The 14,412-nt window shown below is 67.1% G+C and carries 14 protein-coding genes; all 14 read right to left on the bottom strand.

The genetic code is table 11. The features are described from left to right. Window positions 1–4 precede the first annotated feature (4 nt). The 14 genes from C793_RS0104690 to C793_RS0104755 all read right to left on the bottom strand — a co-directional run bounded on the left by C793_RS0104690 (window position 5) and on the right by C793_RS0104755 (window position 14,363). Complete coding sequence (locus tag C793_RS0104690) at window positions 5–466, bottom strand: hypothetical protein (RefSeq protein WP_017429797.1); 462 nt, start codon at window positions 464–466, stop codon at window positions 5–7. A 77-nt stretch (window positions 467–543) separates the two neighbouring features. After that, complete coding sequence (locus C793_RS0104695; RefSeq protein WP_017429798.1) at window positions 544–1,821, bottom strand: beta-ketoacyl-ACP synthase; 1,278 nt, start codon at window positions 1,819–1,821, stop codon at window positions 544–546. Beyond that, entirely contained in the window at window positions 1,821–2,561 is a 741-nt protein-coding gene (locus C793_RS0104700; RefSeq protein ID WP_017429799.1) for a 3-ketoacyl-ACP reductase FabG2, read from the bottom strand. Before C793_RS0104700 ends, C793_RS0104695 begins: the two co-directional genes overlap by 1 nt. 20 nt (window positions 2,562–2,581) lie before the next feature. After that, the gene (locus tag C793_RS0104705) at window positions 2,582–3,079 is read right to left on the bottom strand and encodes a hotdog family protein (RefSeq protein ID WP_017429800.1); all 498 of its coding nucleotides are present in this window, start codon (window positions 3,077–3,079) and stop codon (window positions 2,582–2,584) included. After that, a complete protein-coding gene (locus C793_RS0104710) occupies window positions 3,076–4,275 on the bottom strand; it encodes a beta-ketoacyl-ACP synthase (RefSeq protein WP_017429801.1) in 1,200 nt (399 codons plus the stop codon). Before C793_RS0104710 ends, C793_RS0104705 begins: the two co-directional genes overlap by 4 nt. Next, on the bottom strand, window positions 4,260–4,814 hold the full coding sequence (locus C793_RS0104715; RefSeq protein ID WP_245550189.1) for a DUF3261 domain-containing protein: 555 nt from the start codon (window positions 4,812–4,814) through the stop codon (window positions 4,260–4,262). Before C793_RS0104715 ends, C793_RS0104710 begins: the two co-directional genes overlap by 16 nt. Window positions 4,815–4,849: 35 nt before the next feature. Beyond that, the gene (locus C793_RS0104720; RefSeq protein WP_017429803.1) at window positions 4,850–6,124 is read right to left on the bottom strand and encodes an NAD(P)/FAD-dependent oxidoreductase; all 1,275 of its coding nucleotides are present in this window, start codon (window positions 6,122–6,124) and stop codon (window positions 4,850–4,852) included. Window positions 6,125–6,138: 14 nt separating this feature from the next. Then, window positions 6,139–8,421 carry an MMPL family transporter gene (locus C793_RS0104725; protein WP_017429804.1) on the bottom strand — a complete coding sequence of 761 codons (2,283 nt, stop codon included), beginning with the start codon at window positions 8,419–8,421 and terminating at the stop codon, window positions 6,139–6,141. After that, complete coding sequence (locus tag C793_RS0104730) at window positions 8,418–8,987, bottom strand: LolA family protein (RefSeq protein ID WP_017429805.1); 570 nt, start codon at window positions 8,985–8,987, stop codon at window positions 8,418–8,420. The genes C793_RS0104725 and C793_RS0104730 overlap by 4 nt, the downstream gene beginning before the upstream one ends. Beyond that, a complete protein-coding gene (locus tag C793_RS0104735) occupies window positions 8,978–9,424 on the bottom strand; it encodes an acyl-CoA thioesterase (protein ID WP_017429806.1) in 447 nt (148 codons plus the stop codon). The genes C793_RS0104730 and C793_RS0104735 overlap by 10 nt, the downstream gene beginning before the upstream one ends. Continuing rightward, the gene (locus tag C793_RS0104740; RefSeq protein ID WP_017429807.1) at window positions 9,411–10,979 is read right to left on the bottom strand and encodes an HAL/PAL/TAL family ammonia-lyase; all 1,569 of its coding nucleotides are present in this window, start codon (window positions 10,977–10,979) and stop codon (window positions 9,411–9,413) included. The genes C793_RS0104735 and C793_RS0104740 overlap by 14 nt, the downstream gene beginning before the upstream one ends. Next, window positions 10,976–11,905, bottom strand: a complete 930-nt coding sequence (locus C793_RS0104745; protein WP_017429808.1) for a lysophospholipid acyltransferase family protein — start codon at window positions 11,903–11,905, stop codon at window positions 10,976–10,978. The genes C793_RS0104740 and C793_RS0104745 overlap by 4 nt, the downstream gene beginning before the upstream one ends. Continuing rightward, the gene (locus tag C793_RS0104750; protein ID WP_017429809.1) at window positions 11,902–12,654 is read right to left on the bottom strand and encodes a glycosyltransferase family 2 protein; all 753 of its coding nucleotides are present in this window, start codon (window positions 12,652–12,654) and stop codon (window positions 11,902–11,904) included. The genes C793_RS0104745 and C793_RS0104750 overlap by 4 nt, the downstream gene beginning before the upstream one ends. After that, window positions 12,651–14,363 (bottom strand): ApeI family dehydratase, encoded by a 1,713-nt coding sequence (locus tag C793_RS0104755; RefSeq protein WP_156804895.1) that lies wholly within the window; start codon window positions 14,361–14,363, stop codon window positions 12,651–12,653. The genes C793_RS0104750 and C793_RS0104755 overlap by 4 nt, the downstream gene beginning before the upstream one ends. Window positions 14,364–14,412: the final 49 nt, after the last annotated feature.

Raw genomic sequence — 14,412 nt, forward strand, 5'->3', positions numbered from 1 at the left:
TCCGTTAGGGCAGGGTTACCACATCGCCACGCAGCGCGACGCCTGCCATCAGGGCGCCGGCATGGCACTCGTATTGATCCTTGGAAGCGTTGGGCTCTTGGTCATAATAGCTTTCGATATTGACCACGGCATTGCCGCCTTCGGAGCGTACGCGGTCCTGAAAGCTAAGCAGCGCCGAGAGCATCACCCAGCGGCAGGCTTCATCGTCGCTTTTGTTGAAGGCGTTGGTTTTTTTGTTGCTGACGAAGTTGCCGTGCTCCTCGACGACGTTGTCGGGAGCGTCGGCAAAGATGAAGCGAATATCGGCATCCAGCTTATCCCGAGCTTCCGGCATGTTCATGACGTTTTCCACGGGGAGCATCAGCTCGGTGTCCCGGGCCTGGCTGGTGGAAGCGAGCGCCAGGCCGCCGAGCAGTGCGGTTGCCAGCAGCAGCGTCTTGCGTGATTGGGTGAAGGTCGTGTTCATGGGCAATGTTCCCTATTGGGGTTGGCGTGGTGAAACCCGGCGACGTCCGGCCGCAGGGTGTGACGAGAGCGCGAGTGTTACTCCATCCAGCGGCGGAAGATCAGCGAGGTGTTGATGCCGCCAAAGGCAAAGTTGTTGCTCATGACGTAGTCGCAGTCGAGCCGGCGGGCGTCTCCCTTGATGTAGTCCAGGTCGGCACATGACGGGTCGACGCCTTGCAGGTTGGCGGTAGCGTGGAACCAGCCTTCGCGCATCATTTCGATGGCGACCCAGGCTTCCAGCGCGCCGCAGGCGCCCAGAGTGTGGCCGGTAAAGCTCTTGAAGGCGCTGATGGGCATGTTGGAGCCGAATACCGCGTGGGTGGCGTGACTTTCGGCCATATCGCCCCGGCTGGTAGCGGTACCGTGGGCGCTGATGTAGCCGATCTGCTCTGGAGTGAGGCCGGCGTCGTCGAGCGCCAGGCGGATGGCCTGCTCCATCATGGCGGCGTCCGGCTGGGTCACGTGGCGGCCGTCGGTGTTGGTGCCAAAGCCGACCAGCTCGGCGTGAATGGTCGCGCCCCGGGCCTCGGCGTGCTCCAGGTCTTCCAGAATCAGGCTGCCCGCGCCTTCGCCGATGACCAGCCCGTCGCGTTCGGCATCGAAAGGCCGTGGGGAGGCCTCCGGCGTCGCGTTTTGCGTGCTGGTGGCAAACAGAGTGTCGAATACCGCCGCCTCGGACACCGAAAGCTCCTCGCAGCCGCCGGCTACCATGGCTTTCTGGCGAGCAAAGCGGATGGACTCGTAGGCGTAGCCGATGCCCTGGCTGCCCGAGGTACAGGCGCTGGAGGTGGTGTGCATGCGCCCGCGCAGGCCCAGAAAAACGCCGATGTTAACCGGTGAGGTATGCGACATCATGCGGATGTAGGAGTTGGCACTGATGCCGTCGGTGGAATGGTTGGTGAGCATTTTGGCGAACTTTGCCAATGCCTCGGGCTCGCCGGTGGAAGCGCCGTAGGCTACGCCCATATGGCCGCTTTTCACCAGTGGATCGCCCTGCAGGCCTGCGTCGATCAACGCCAGCTCGCTGGCACGGGTGGCCATGCGGGCGCTGCGTCCCATGCTGCGCAAGACGCGACGGTGGTAGTGAGCGGGCAGAGTGAAGTCTTCCACCGGCGCGCCCAGCCGGGTATTGAGACCGTCGTAGGCCTCCCAGTCGGTCATGTGGTGGATGCCGTTCTGCTGGCTTTCCAGCCGCGCACGAATGCTCGGCCAGTCGTTGCCGATGGGCGAAAAGCCGGCCATGCCGGTGACAACGACGCGGCGGCCCATGCCGTCAGCGCGGATGGCATCAGCGTGGGTCGAGTGAGTCTGCATCAGCACATGCCTCCGTTCACCGCGATGACCTGGCGAGTAATGTAGGCGGCGTCCCGCGAGCAGAGAAAGCTCACCGTGCCGGCGACTTCTTCGGCGCTGCCGGTGCGCTGCATCGGAATGGCCTTGAGCGCCTCAGTTTCGGCGACGTCGGCGGTCATGTCGGTGTCGATCAGCCCGGGGGCAACGCAGTTGACGGTGATGCGACGCTTGGCGAGCTCCACGGCCAGCGCCTTGGTGGCACCGATCAGCCCGGCCTTGGCGGCGCTGTAGTTGACCTGGCCGCGGTTGCCCATGATGCCCGAGACCGAGGACATGACCACGATACGCCCGGGCGCACGGCGGCGAATCATGGGCATGGTCAGCGGTTTGAGCACGTTATAAAAGCCGTCAAGGCCGGTGTGGATCACGTCGTCCCAGTCGCTGTCGGAAAGCGTCGGGAAGGCGCCGTCGGCGGTGATGCCGGCGTTGCACACCACACCGTAGTAGGCGCCGTGGGCGTCCACGTCATCTTCCAGTGCCTGGCGGGTGGCTTCGCGGTCGTTCACGTCAAAGCCAAGGATGCGAGCGTTTTGCCCCAACGCGCGGACCTCTTCGGCCACGGTCTCGGCGGCGTCCCGGCGGGTACGGCAGTGAAGTACGATATCGAATCCGTCCCGGGCCAGACGCAGGGCAATGGCTCGGCCGATGCCGCGGCTGGAGCCGGTAACAAGCAGCGTAGCGTTTTGGGGGGTATCGGTCATGGGCGTATCGATCCTGAAAGTTATTCCTGTAACGGGCTGCCAAGGGCCGCCACGTCGTCGGGTTCAAACACGTTAAGCGTGGCGCTGGCGCATTCGTCGTCGGCGGCGTCAAGCAGCCGCCCGCTAAAAGCGCCGAGCCCGTTGTCGGCCATATAATCAAGAGAAACCTCCACCCGTATGGGGGAGGAAAAGGAAAAGTGCGCGTCGCGGCAGCGATAGCGTCGGGTACCGAGGAGAAAGCCCGGCCGCGGTGTCCCGTTGCCGCTGACGGCACGCAGGCCTGACCAGGCGGCAATCGCCTGGGCAAGCCACTCGATGCCGACCCAGCCGGGGATGCCGGCATCCAGGGCAAACAGATCATCGCGCCTGGGAGTAATCTCGGCCACCAGATGCTCGCCGTCGGCCTCGAGCACGTCGTCCAGCAGGCACATGGGGCCTTTGTGTGGCACCAGCCCGGCAATGGGACGGCGGGCGGTGATTCGGCCTTCATTGAGCGTATCGGCGAACGTTGCGGTCATGGGGTTTGCTCCAGCAGCAGGGCGATATTGTTACCGCCAAAGGCAAAAGCGTTGCTTAGCGCGTAGCGAAGCCCTTGCGGCGGCGCTTTCGGAGTCTCTGCTGAAACAAAACCCAGCGTGGGGATGGCCGAGTCCAGCGGCTGATCGTGTACCTGAGGCGGGAGGCTGTCGTGCTGCAATGCCAGCCAGCAAAAAGCGGCTTCCAACGCGCCGCAAGCGCCCAGCGTATGGCCGGTTAGCGCCTTGGTGGAGCTGCAGGGGATACGTTCACCGTCGGCAAGCGCGGCTACGGCGTTGGCCTCCATGCTGTCGTTGAGCGGCGTGGCCGTACCGTGCAGGCTGAGATAGCCCACCTCACCCGGCGTGATGCCGGCCATATCCAACGCCCCCTGCATGGCTTGTCGGGCGCCGTCGCCGTCCGGCCGCGGAGCCGAAATGTGGTGGGCGTCGCTGGTTTCGGCGTAGCCGCTGAGCTGTATGCCGCCGGGCTCGGCGGTGAGCAGAAAGAGCGCGGCGGCCTCGCCCAGATTAAGGCCCTGGCGTTCGGCGCAGAAAGGTTGGCCGGGAGCATCGCTAACCGCTTCCAACGCGGCAAAGCCGTTAACGGTCAGTTCGCACAGGCTATCGGCACCGCCGGTAATCACCGCATCGCAGGTGCCGTTGGCCAGCAGTCGACGGGCGCTGGTCAGCGCTTTGGCGCTGGAAGTACAGGCGGTGGAAAGCGTGTACGCCGGGCCGCTGAGCCCCAGCTGCTCGGCAATAAAACGGGCCGAGGCGCCAATTTCATGGCGCTGGTAGTGAAAGTTCGCCGGCAGCTCGCCGTGGGCGTCATACTGCGCTATAGCCGTTTCGGTCGCGCCGATGCCCGAGGTGCTGGTACCCAGCACTACGCCGATGCGGGCACCCGGGCAGCGCCGTTGATAGGCGTCCAGGGTGGGCGCCAGATGCTCGAGCGCGGCGGCCAGCAGGCGGTTGTTACGCGAGCGGTGCCGCGCCGGCCAGCCGCTATCATCGGGTAGCGAAGTGGTTACCTGTCCCAGCGGCAGGGCACGGCCGGGGGTGAAGGCATCGCTTGTGTTCAGGCCTCGCTGGCCGTCAAACAGGCGCGCAGCAATCCCGGCAAGGTCATCGCCCAGAGGGCAGACCACGGCCGGCGTGTGCAGGCGACAGAGTAAAGGTGTTACGGCGTGGGGCATGTGTCAGGTGCTCGCGGTTTGTCATCAGGAGCGTCGTCAAGAGTGGCGATATACAGGCGATAGCCGCTTTCACGATCATGAATGACCCGGCAATCACTGTCACCCGACAGGCGCGCAACCCGCCGGGAGCCGCGATAAATCTGCTGCTGATCATTCCGCGTTTCCAGCCGCCAGACGGTGCCGACAAACGCCTGCTTGAGCGCGTCGTCAGGCCATAGATCCCATGCTAGCCGGCTGGCCAGCCAACCGGCGCTGAACGGTGGCTTAATGCTGGCATCCGGCAAAAAGCGCGCGCCGTTACCATCCTGTACCAGCGTCAGCAGCCGCTGGCCCTGAGGGCTTAACAGCGCCATGCGCAGAGCGTCGTCGTGGTGGCGCAATACGCCAAGCATCACCCGCCGGCCTTCGTCGGTGATAAACGTCAGCCGCTGTTGACGGGCGTCGAACTCGGGCAGTTGTGTCAGTGCCGGCCTGGGCGAATCGGGCGGTGCCAGAGCGCAGCCAGCGAGCAGCGTGCCTGCCAGCGCAAGGATTGGCAAGGCGGCCCGCCGTCGGGCGCAAGCGGAGCGAATCATCATGGGCTGGGGCTCGTTTCCAGGGCGCAAGCCTGGGCCAGACTTTTGAGCCGGCGGCGGCTGGCGCTGACAAAGGGATTGTCGCGATCCCAGGCGTAGCCGGCGAGTATCGCGCTGAGCATCTCGCGCACTCGTGGGGCCTGGCGCTCGTGGAAGATAATCCGCTGCAAATCACCGTCGTACCAGGCGTCGATAAAGGCGCGGAAGGTGGCAATGCCTTCGCGCAGCGGCGCTTCAAAATCGGCGTCCCAGTCCACGGCCTGGCCTTCCAGCTGGCGCATGACCAGCGGGGCGGCGCGCATCGAAGAGTCCAGCGCGATGGTAATGCCCGAGGAAAACACCGGGTCGAGAAATTCGCCGGCGTTGCCCAGCACCGCAAATCCGGGGCCGTACAGGCGCTCGATGTTCGACGAATAGCCCGCCAGCCTCGTGATATCGCGCACCGGCGTGACGCCCTTGAGCAGCTCGGCAAAGCGCGGTTCGGCGTTCATCAGTGCCCGGTAGCGCGCGGGATCGTCGTCGCCGGCGGCGTCAAGATCGTCGATACCGGCGACCACGCCCACCGACGCGCGGCCGTCGGGGAAGGGGATCAGCCAGTACCAGATGTCGTCCTGCTCCGGGTGTACGCCGATGAGGATTTTTTCGCGGTCGTAATCATCGTCGCCGTAGAGACCTTCGACGTGGGTAAACAGCGCCCCACGAGTGGGCAGGGTAGACGGGCAGTCCAGCTCGGTAAGACGGGCCAGTACGCGGCCGTAGCCGCTGGCATCCAGCACAAAACGCGCGCTGACCCGGCGGGTGGCACCGTCTTCGTCGCGCAGGTCAATCTGTGGCTGCCGGGCATCCGGGGTAAAACCGGTGACGCTGATGCCGTGCTCGACGTGCGCACCGGCTTCCCGGGCGCCGTCGAGCAGGCGCTGATCGAAATCGGCGCGTTCGACCTGCCAGGTGGTGCCGGGGCCGGGAGTGAATTTCTCGCGAAAGTCGATGGCGGCGTCGTTGCCGTTCCAGCAGAAGGCGGCGCCGTTTTTGGGCTGAAAATTGCCCGCCCTGGCGGCATCGAGCAGGCCGCAGGTTTGCAGATGCACCATGCACTGGGGCAACAGACTTTCGCCGATGGAGAAGCGTGGGAAATGCTGGCGCTCAAAGACGCGTACGTCGAGCCCCTGGCGGGAGAGCCAGGCCGCTGCCGAGGCGCCGGAAGGACCGCCGCCGATAATCGCCACGTCGGTGTGTTCCACAAGCGGAGAAGAGGTGCGGTCAAACGTATCCATGCGTCATGTGGTCCTTATCGGGAGGTGGCAGAAGCGTCGGTGGACGGCAGGCGAGCGGGCGCCCCGCGGGAAAACGGTACCAGCAGCCAGCTGGCAGCAAGCCCGGTCAGGCAGGTAGTACCCAGAAAATGCAGCGCCGGCGTGGCGCTGAAGGCCAGCAGTCCGAAAGCCAGCAGGCTGGAGGCGCAGGATAGGCTGATGGCCAGCCACGCCGCCGGATCATCCGGGTGTTCGGTGCTGAAAATACCTGCATCAAGGCCGATGCCCAGCACCAGCAGTAGCCCCAACAGATGAAAGAGCGTAATGCCCACTCCGGCAGCGGCAAATACCCCCAGAGTCACGACTACCGCACCGACCGGAGGTAGCAGCACCCGCCAGGCCCGGCGGCGGTAGCGGATCATAAAGATAATCGCGAGCCCCACAAGCGCCAGCGCCAGCCAGCGGCTGATGTGTTCGCGCAGCCGGGTGAACTGGGCGGAAATAGCCGCTACCCGGTCATGGTAGTAGAGCCCCGGCGTCTCGGCGGCAAGCGTTTGCAGCGCGGAAATCGCCTCGGGGTCGGCGTCTTCGAGCAGCACCAGCGCCGCCGTGGGGGTCGCGCCACTGAGCCACAGCGCGGCGTCGGCCTGGCCGGCCGGGCTGTCAAGCCAGGTACTGGGTGTCAGGTAGGGCACGGACTTCAGCGGCGACGTCAGGGTATCGGCAAGCGCGGCGGGCAGCCCGGCATCGTCCAGCAGCTCGGGCACGGCCTGGTCATAAAGGTCGCGTACCCGCGCCAGATTTTTGTCCTGCACGACTTGTGGCGGCACGCTTTGCGCCAGATGCCGGTAGCCGCCCAGGCGGTGTTGCTCCACCAGCGGCGTCAGGCTTTGGTCAAGGCGCTCAAGCTTCGCCAAAAGCATCTCAGCGTCGTCTGCGGTGGCGATCAGGTAGCGCTGGCCGCCGGGGCGCTCCAGCAGGGTTTGCACCTGACGCTGCTGGTCGATCAGCGCCGGGGATGAGGGGTTGAGCGCGCGCAGGTCGTCGCTGGGCGTAAGCCGGGTGGCCATCAGCACCACGGCGACCACGCCGACAAGCCCGAGCCCACTCCACCAGGGCGCGGCGCGGCGGGGCAGGCGCAGGCGGTCCAGCCGGGCGGCAATGGGCCAGGTGGCCGGATGCGTGCGTTGGGGCAACAGCGGCAGCCACAGGCGCGTGGTCAGCCAGGCGCCCAGCAGCCCCAGCGCGGCAAACGTCGCCATCTGGTGAAGCCCCGGCAGCGGCGTGGCCAGCTGCAGCAGGTAGGCCGCAAGGCTGGACACGAGCCCCAGCGTCAGGCCCGGCCAGAGGCGCGACAGCGAGCGCCCCGGGTGCAGCTGGCGGGCGCACTGCAGGTGCAGGGCGTAGTCCACGGCAATGCCGATAAGGCTGGCGCCGAAGGCCAGCGTCAAAAGGTTGAGCGTGCCAAACAGCCACCAGGTCAGCGGCAGCGCAAAGGTAATGCCGGACGCCACGCTGAGCAGCAGGCTTGCCAGCACGCCGGGGCGGCGAAACACCGCCATCAGCAGCAGCACAATGCCCAAAAGCGAGCCCAGGCCGATGGTGGTGACTTCGCGCTTGCCCTGCCGGGCACCCGCAGCGGCGTGGAACACCAGCCCCGCGCGCAGCACGTCAAGCTCCGGGTGGGCGGCCTCAAAGTCGCCAAGCGCGGCGGTCAGCTTACGCTGCACGTCCATGGCGTAGGGGCTGCCGGCAAGCTCGGCGCTGATCAGCTGCCAGCGGGTGCCGCCCTGGGTGACGCCGGGCTTACCGTCTTCAACGGTGACGGGGCCGTCAAGGCGCGCCTCCAGCCAGGCGTCCAGCAGGCCGAAAGGGTCTTTTTTCAGGCTGGCATCCACGCCCGGAGTAAACAGCCGCGAAAGCCCGCGCTGACGCCACGCGTCGGCGTCCTTCTCGGCCAGGGAATCCGCCAGCAGGCGATAGCGATACGGCGACAGCGCCGCGTCGGGCCGCGTCAGGTCGTCGCTTGAAAGCGTCGCGATGCTGCCGGAATCGCGCAGCGCGCGCTTTAGCGCGTCGAGCTTTTCCGCCGATTCGGGGCCGGAGATCAGCAGCAGTATCCGCGACTCAAACGCCTGAGACTGGTGCTTCTCGGCGCGCTCGATCAGCGGGGTGGCCGGGCTGTCGGGCACCAGCGTGGTAATGCGGGTGTCGACCGGCGCACCGCCCAGCCATTGGCCTGCCAGCAGCAGCGTGCAGCCAAGCATGACGACCCCCCATAGCAGGGCGTCCAGGCGTAGGCCGGGCGCACGGCTCATGGCGTCTCCGTCTCGGCCGCCAGGGTGGCGCAGTCGGCGGGCGTCAGGCGCAGGGTAATACGATCGGCGTTGGCAAAGCGTATCTTGAGCGTCTCTACCCGCTCGCCGCCGGCGGCGTCGATGCGCTCCAGCCGTTCGGCCACGGCGTCGTCCAGCGGCACAAGCCGCGCCTGCCAGGCGTCTGGCGTGTCGCGCTCGGCATCCGGGCGCTTAACGGCGAAGTGCTCTTGTAGCGCCTCCCAGTTGCCGTCCAGCAGGCCGGTAAGCACCGGCAGCATGACTTTCAGTGCACGGGGCAGATCGGGGTTGTCCGCTGCCAATCGCACGCGGTCGTCTACCGGCCGGGTGGTCTGCCAGATCAGCGCGTCGTCCCGGCGTAGAAAATACCCCGTACTTTTCAGCGTGGTATCCAGGTCGGCCATCTCGCGCTCTTGCGTAAAGCGGGCGCACTGGGAAAGCTCAATGGCCGGCAGCTCGGCGGCGCTGGCGTCTTCGGCCTGAGCGGCGGGCGCGGCGGCGACAAGCGTCAGCGCGACGGCCAGTGCGGCGTGGCGAATCAGCAGCATGTGTTGGCCTCCTGCCAGGCGAGCAGCCGTTCGATCAGCGTCGGCGGCGAGGCCAGGCACATGTCTTTCTGGGTCATATCGACGGCGACCTGCACCGTGGACGCCCGGGTCAAGCGCTTGCCGCTTGTAGCGTCGCGTACGGTGTAGGCCACCTTGAGCCGGTGTTCCCACTCGGTCAGCCGCGCCTCGATGCGAATGCGCTGGGCAAACAGCGCCGGGGCGGCGTAACGCAGGCGCAGGTCGATCACCGGCCAGGCAAAGCCGGAGTCGCGCATCTGCGCGTAGTTGTAGTCGATGGCGTCGAGCAGCTTGCAGCGGGCGATTTCCAGATAGCGCACGTAGTGGCCGTGCCAGGCAACCTGCATCATGTCGACGTCGTGAAAGGGGATTTCGATTTCCACCTCGGCACGCGGTAGCGGGCGATCATCCGGCGTCATAGAGCCTCCAGCGGCGTTGGCGAATCAGTTGGCACAGGTGGCGCAGGTCGGCTTCCAGCGCGCGGTCTTCAAGCAGCGGGGCGATGTTGTCGCGGCACTCGGCGATAAACGCGGCCAGGCGCGCGGGCAGCGGGTCGGCGTCAACCAGCGCTCGGCGCAGCTCGGCGCCCTGGCAGCCCGCGTGCAGCGTGGCGGCGGCGACCTGCTCCACCAGCGTCAGCACGCGCAGGGCGTCCCGGGCGGCAATGGTGCCCATGCTTACTTTGTCCTGGTTGTGCGACTCGGTCGAGCGTGAGAAGACGCTTGCCGGCATGGTCAGCTTGAGGGCTTCGGCGGTCCAGGCCGAGGCGCCGATCTGCACCGCCTTGTAGCCGTGGTTGAGCGGTAAGCGCTCGGGCGCGGCGCCGCTCAGGCTGCTGGGCAGGCCGTGGTTGAAGCGGCTGTCGACCAGCAGCGCCAGCTGACGGTCAAGCAGGTCGGCAAGGTTGGCGGCGGCCTGCTTGAGGCTGTCCATGACAAAGGCCACGTGGCCGCCGTAGAAGTGACCGCCGTGCATGACCTTGCCGCGTTCGGCGTCGATCAGCGGGTTGTCGTTGGCGCTGTTGAGTTCGTTTTCCAGAAACTGCCGCCACCAGGGCAGGGCGTCTTCGACCACGCCGATGACGTGGGGCGCGCAGCGGGTGGAGTAGCGGTCCTGCAGTCGCGGCGAGTTGCGCGGGGTGGCCGGTGCGTGCAGGTCGTCGCGCAGGCGCGCGGCCACGTGCTGCTGGCCCGAGTGGGGCTTGGCGGCGAACAGGTCTTCATCGAAGTGGTAAGGATTGCCCGACAGCGCATACACCGAAAGCGCGGTGATGCGGGTGGCCAGTTGGCTGGCGTAGGCGCAGCGGGCGTGGGCGAGAATGCCCAGCGCGGTCATCACTGCGGTGCCGTTCATCAGCGCCAGGCCCTCCTTGGGTTTGAGCCGATAGGGCTCAAGGCCGCGCTCTGCAAGCGCTTCTGCTGCCGGCCGGCGGCGGCCGTTATCCAGCACCTCGCGCTCGCCGCAGAGCACCGCGGCAAGGTAGGAAAGCGGCGTCAGGTCGCCGCTGGCGCCCACCGAGCCTTCTTCGGGCATCACCGGCAGCACGTCGTGTTCCAGTAGCCAGGCAAGGCGTTCGAGCAGCTCGACGCTAACCCCGGAGACGCCCCGGCACAGCGATACCAGCCGCACCAGCACCACCGCTCGGGCAGATTCGGCCGGCAGGGTGTCGCCTATGCCGCAGCCGTGAAAGGTGTAGAGCTGGCGGGGCAGGGTTTCGACATCTGCCATCGGCACCGCGCGGGTGCAGGAATCGCCGTAGCCGGTGGTGACGCCGTAGACCACGCCGTCTTCTTCCAGCAGCCGGTGCAAAAACTCGCTGCCCCGCGCAATGCGGGCGCGAAAATCCGGGTCTTGCGACAGCGCGACGCCGCGGCGGTCCTCAACCACCTCCAGCACGTTTTCCAGGGTGATATCGCTGCCGTCCAGCATGAGCGGGGCGGGTGAGGCAGTGGGCTTGGCGTTGCGGTGAGTCATGACGGGGTGTCCGTGTCGTCGTGCCAGAACGGGAAGAAATTGAACCACTGCAGCGGGTAGCGGCGTACCCGCGCGGCGAGGTGGTCGGCGTGGCGCTGCATGGCGGTGTCGATCCAGGCCTCGCGCTCGCGGCGGGGCAGGCCTGTGGTGTCGTCGAAGGGCTCGAAGTCGGCCTGAAAGCCGTCGCCGTCGCGCACGCAGGAAAGCGTGTAGACCGGGCAGCGCAGCAGCGTGGCGAGATGAAAGGGGCCTTCGGGGAAAGGCGCGCTCTCCCCCAGAAATTCAAGCGAGCGGGTGCGGCCGTCGTTTAACGGCACGCGGTCGGCGGCGATCACTACAAAGCCGCCGGCGCGTATGCGCGCGTCGAGTATCTGGGCGGTGCCCGGGGTCATGTCGGTGACTTCCAGCACGTCCGGGCGCGGCTGGCCGGTGGCGCGTTCCAGCAGGCGGTTGAACTTCCGGGCGTTGTGCCGGTGCATGAGTATCGTCAGGCCGAAGTCGTCGTGCTGATTGCCCAGCGCGTTGACGATATCCAGGTTGCCGTGGTGGGCCACGAGTATCAGACCGCCGCGGCCGCCGCGTACGGCACGCTCCATGTTGGCAACGCCCCGGCCGTAAATGGGCGCGTGCTGCTCGCCGCTCCAGGCGGTGACCTTGTCCATCATGGTTTCGCCAAAGGTCATGAAATGCGCCAGGCTTTGCCGCCAGCGCGCCGGCTTGCTGCGCTCGGCGTCGGGGTCGAGCCGCTGCAGGTAGCGCAGCGAGGCGCGCCGGGCCAGGCCGTGGCGCAGAAAATACCAGGTGATCACCGGGCGCAGCACCAGCCGAAACGGCCAGTGGCCCAATACCCGGCGGATACGCACCATGATCAGCATGCCCAGCAGCGTGCCGCGCTCGCCGATGTGGGCCCAGTGGTGCGAGCTCATGGCGTCCTCCCCCGCGCCAGCAGGCGCGGCAGCCGCCACAGCATGCCGAAGAACAGCCGAGTGTGCATGGCGGTAATGCCGACGTTGTCGCGCCAGGGCGCAAAGTGGCTGATGCCGTCGGCCGGATACTGCACGCGTACCGGCAGATTGGCGATACGCCCGCCGGCCCAGTGCCAGCGCACCAGCACTTCGGTATCGAAGCTCATGCGGTCGCCGCAGGGGTGGCGCTCGAGCATGGCGTTGAGCGCCGCCAGCGGGTAGAGGCGCACGCCGCACATGGTGTCGCGAATATCCAGCGACAAGGTGTTGATCCACACCCAGATGTGAGTGGCGTAGCGGCCGTAAAGCCGAATCCGGGGCACGCTTTGGTCATAGCGCGGGTAGCCTGCACACAGGCATTCCGGCGACTCAAACATGGCGTCGATAAACGCCGGCAGGTCGTCCGGATGGTGCTGGCCGTCGGCGTCAACCTGCAGCGCGTGGGTGTAGCCCAGCCGCTGAGCTTCGGTTAGCCCGGCGCGTACCGCCGCGCCCTTGCCGCGGTTTTCGGGCAGCCGCAAAAGATGGTGGCCGACGTCGGCCAGGCGGTCCAGTTCGTGTCGACATTCAGCGTCGCTGCCGTCGTCTACCAGCAGTACCGGTAGATCGATCGCGGTGAGCGAGGCACATACACCGGCGACGGTTGCCGGGTGGTTGTAGACTGGTATCAGCGCACAAGGGGCGAGTGGTGCTTGACGGGGTGAGCTCATGGGGATGCCTCCTCCACGGCAATGTGGTGAAAACGCAGGCGGCCGGCGGCGTGACGGCCCTCCCGGGAGTCCAGCGTAAAGTGGATGCCGGCCTCGCGGCGCTCGAGCGTCAGTTGGCAGCGGCTGCCCGGGCCCAGCGGGCGTTGAAACTTGAGCCGATCCACGCCCTCAAAGTCATGGCTGTGGCCAAAGCTGGCCGTGGCCTGCTCGATGGCCCATTGCATCAGTACCACGCCCGGTACCACCGGGTAGTCGTCAAAGTGGCCGTCGAGAAACGCCAGCCGCTCGGGGACTTCCAGGGTGATGCAGCGCTTTTCCGGGCCGTCGCGGTGCTCGCCCAGCCAGCGCGGCAGGCGGTTGTCGTCGAGGTCGGCGAACAGCCGCTCACGCGCTGCGCGGTCAAGCTTGCCCTGGGCGTTGGTGGGCAGCTCGGCGACAAAGCGCCAGTAGCGCGGCAGGGCGACGGCTTCATGCCGGGGGGCCAGCTGCTCGCGCAGGCGTTCGGTGAGCGCCCGGCGCTCGGCGTGGGTCTGGGGCAGTGCGTGCTCTTCGAGGACGACCACCGCGCCCAGCCGGCCTTCCTGCTGGCTGGCCCGGCGGGTAACGCGCACGCAGCGAGCCTCCTGGACCTCGGGCAGCGCGGCCATATCGCGCTCCAGCGCGGTGAGCGAGACGCGCTTGCCGGCCAGTTTGATCAGCCGGTCGGCGCGGCCGTGCAGGCGAAAACCGCCGGCCGTGGGCTCGGCGATGTCGGCCTGCTGCCACCACTGTCGGGGCGCTTCGAGAAACGCCGAGCGCAGCTCAAGGCGCGCGTCTTCCACTCGGGTCTCGACGCCGGGAAGCGGCGTCCAGTCGGCGCTATGGGTTTGCCGCCGCCAGGCGATGCCGCCGGTTTCGGTGCTGCCGTAGATCTCGACCACCGGAGCATCGAGCAGGCTTTCGCTGCGCTGAGCGTGGTCGGCGGCCAGCGGCGCGCCGGAAGAAAACACGCGAGCGGGGGCGCCGGCCTGCTGCCAGTCCAGGTGGTCGGGCAGCCGCGATAGCTGCGCCGGCGAGCTGATAAGCGTGGTGTCGAGGCCGGCGCTGCGGGCTTCAAGCAGGCGCCGCGCCATCACCTCCGGGTAGTGGCCGTCGCCGCCGCAAAACGGCGCGCCGTGGCATAGCGGGCGCAGGATGCCCGCCAGCAGGCCGTAAATATGCTGGTGGCTTACCTGGGAGATCACCGCGCTGTCGCCCAGCGGCCACAGCGTGGCCTGCACGGCAAGCTCGGCGTCGAGCTGGTCAAAGCGCTTGGCCTGCATCAGCGGCTCGCCGGTGGAGCCGGAGGTATACAGCACCAGCGCCTCGGTGTGTTCGTCCAGCGCCCGAGGAGCGGGCAGGTCGCGTGCGGGGGCAGCCGCCGGCGGGCGTGCCGGCATCACGCCGTCGAGCCGTTCGCCCAGGCGCTCAAGGGTGTCCGCCCGCCCGTCGCCGGGCAGCACGGCGCTGCGTCCGCTTTCCCACAGCGCCAAAAGCGCGGCGCAGAACGTCTCGGGCGCGGGGTCGTGCAGCAGCCAGCGGCCCCGGGGTTTGTCCGCCAGCCAGCGGCGCCAGGCGTCAATCACGGTTCCCAAGGCGCTGGGTTGGCACCAACCCGGGGGAAGCGAGAGCGGCGCGCTAGCGGTCATGGAGCGGCGCCAGGGCAGTTGAGTCAGGGCGGCATGGGTCACGGGGCTATTCTCGAAAAGCGTGGGTCAAAAAGTCAGTGCTGTTGGGCGC

Source organism: Vreelandella jeotgali Hwa, from assembly GCF_000334215.1.
Lineage (GTDB): Bacteria > Pseudomonadota > Gammaproteobacteria > Pseudomonadales > Halomonadaceae > Vreelandella > Vreelandella jeotgali.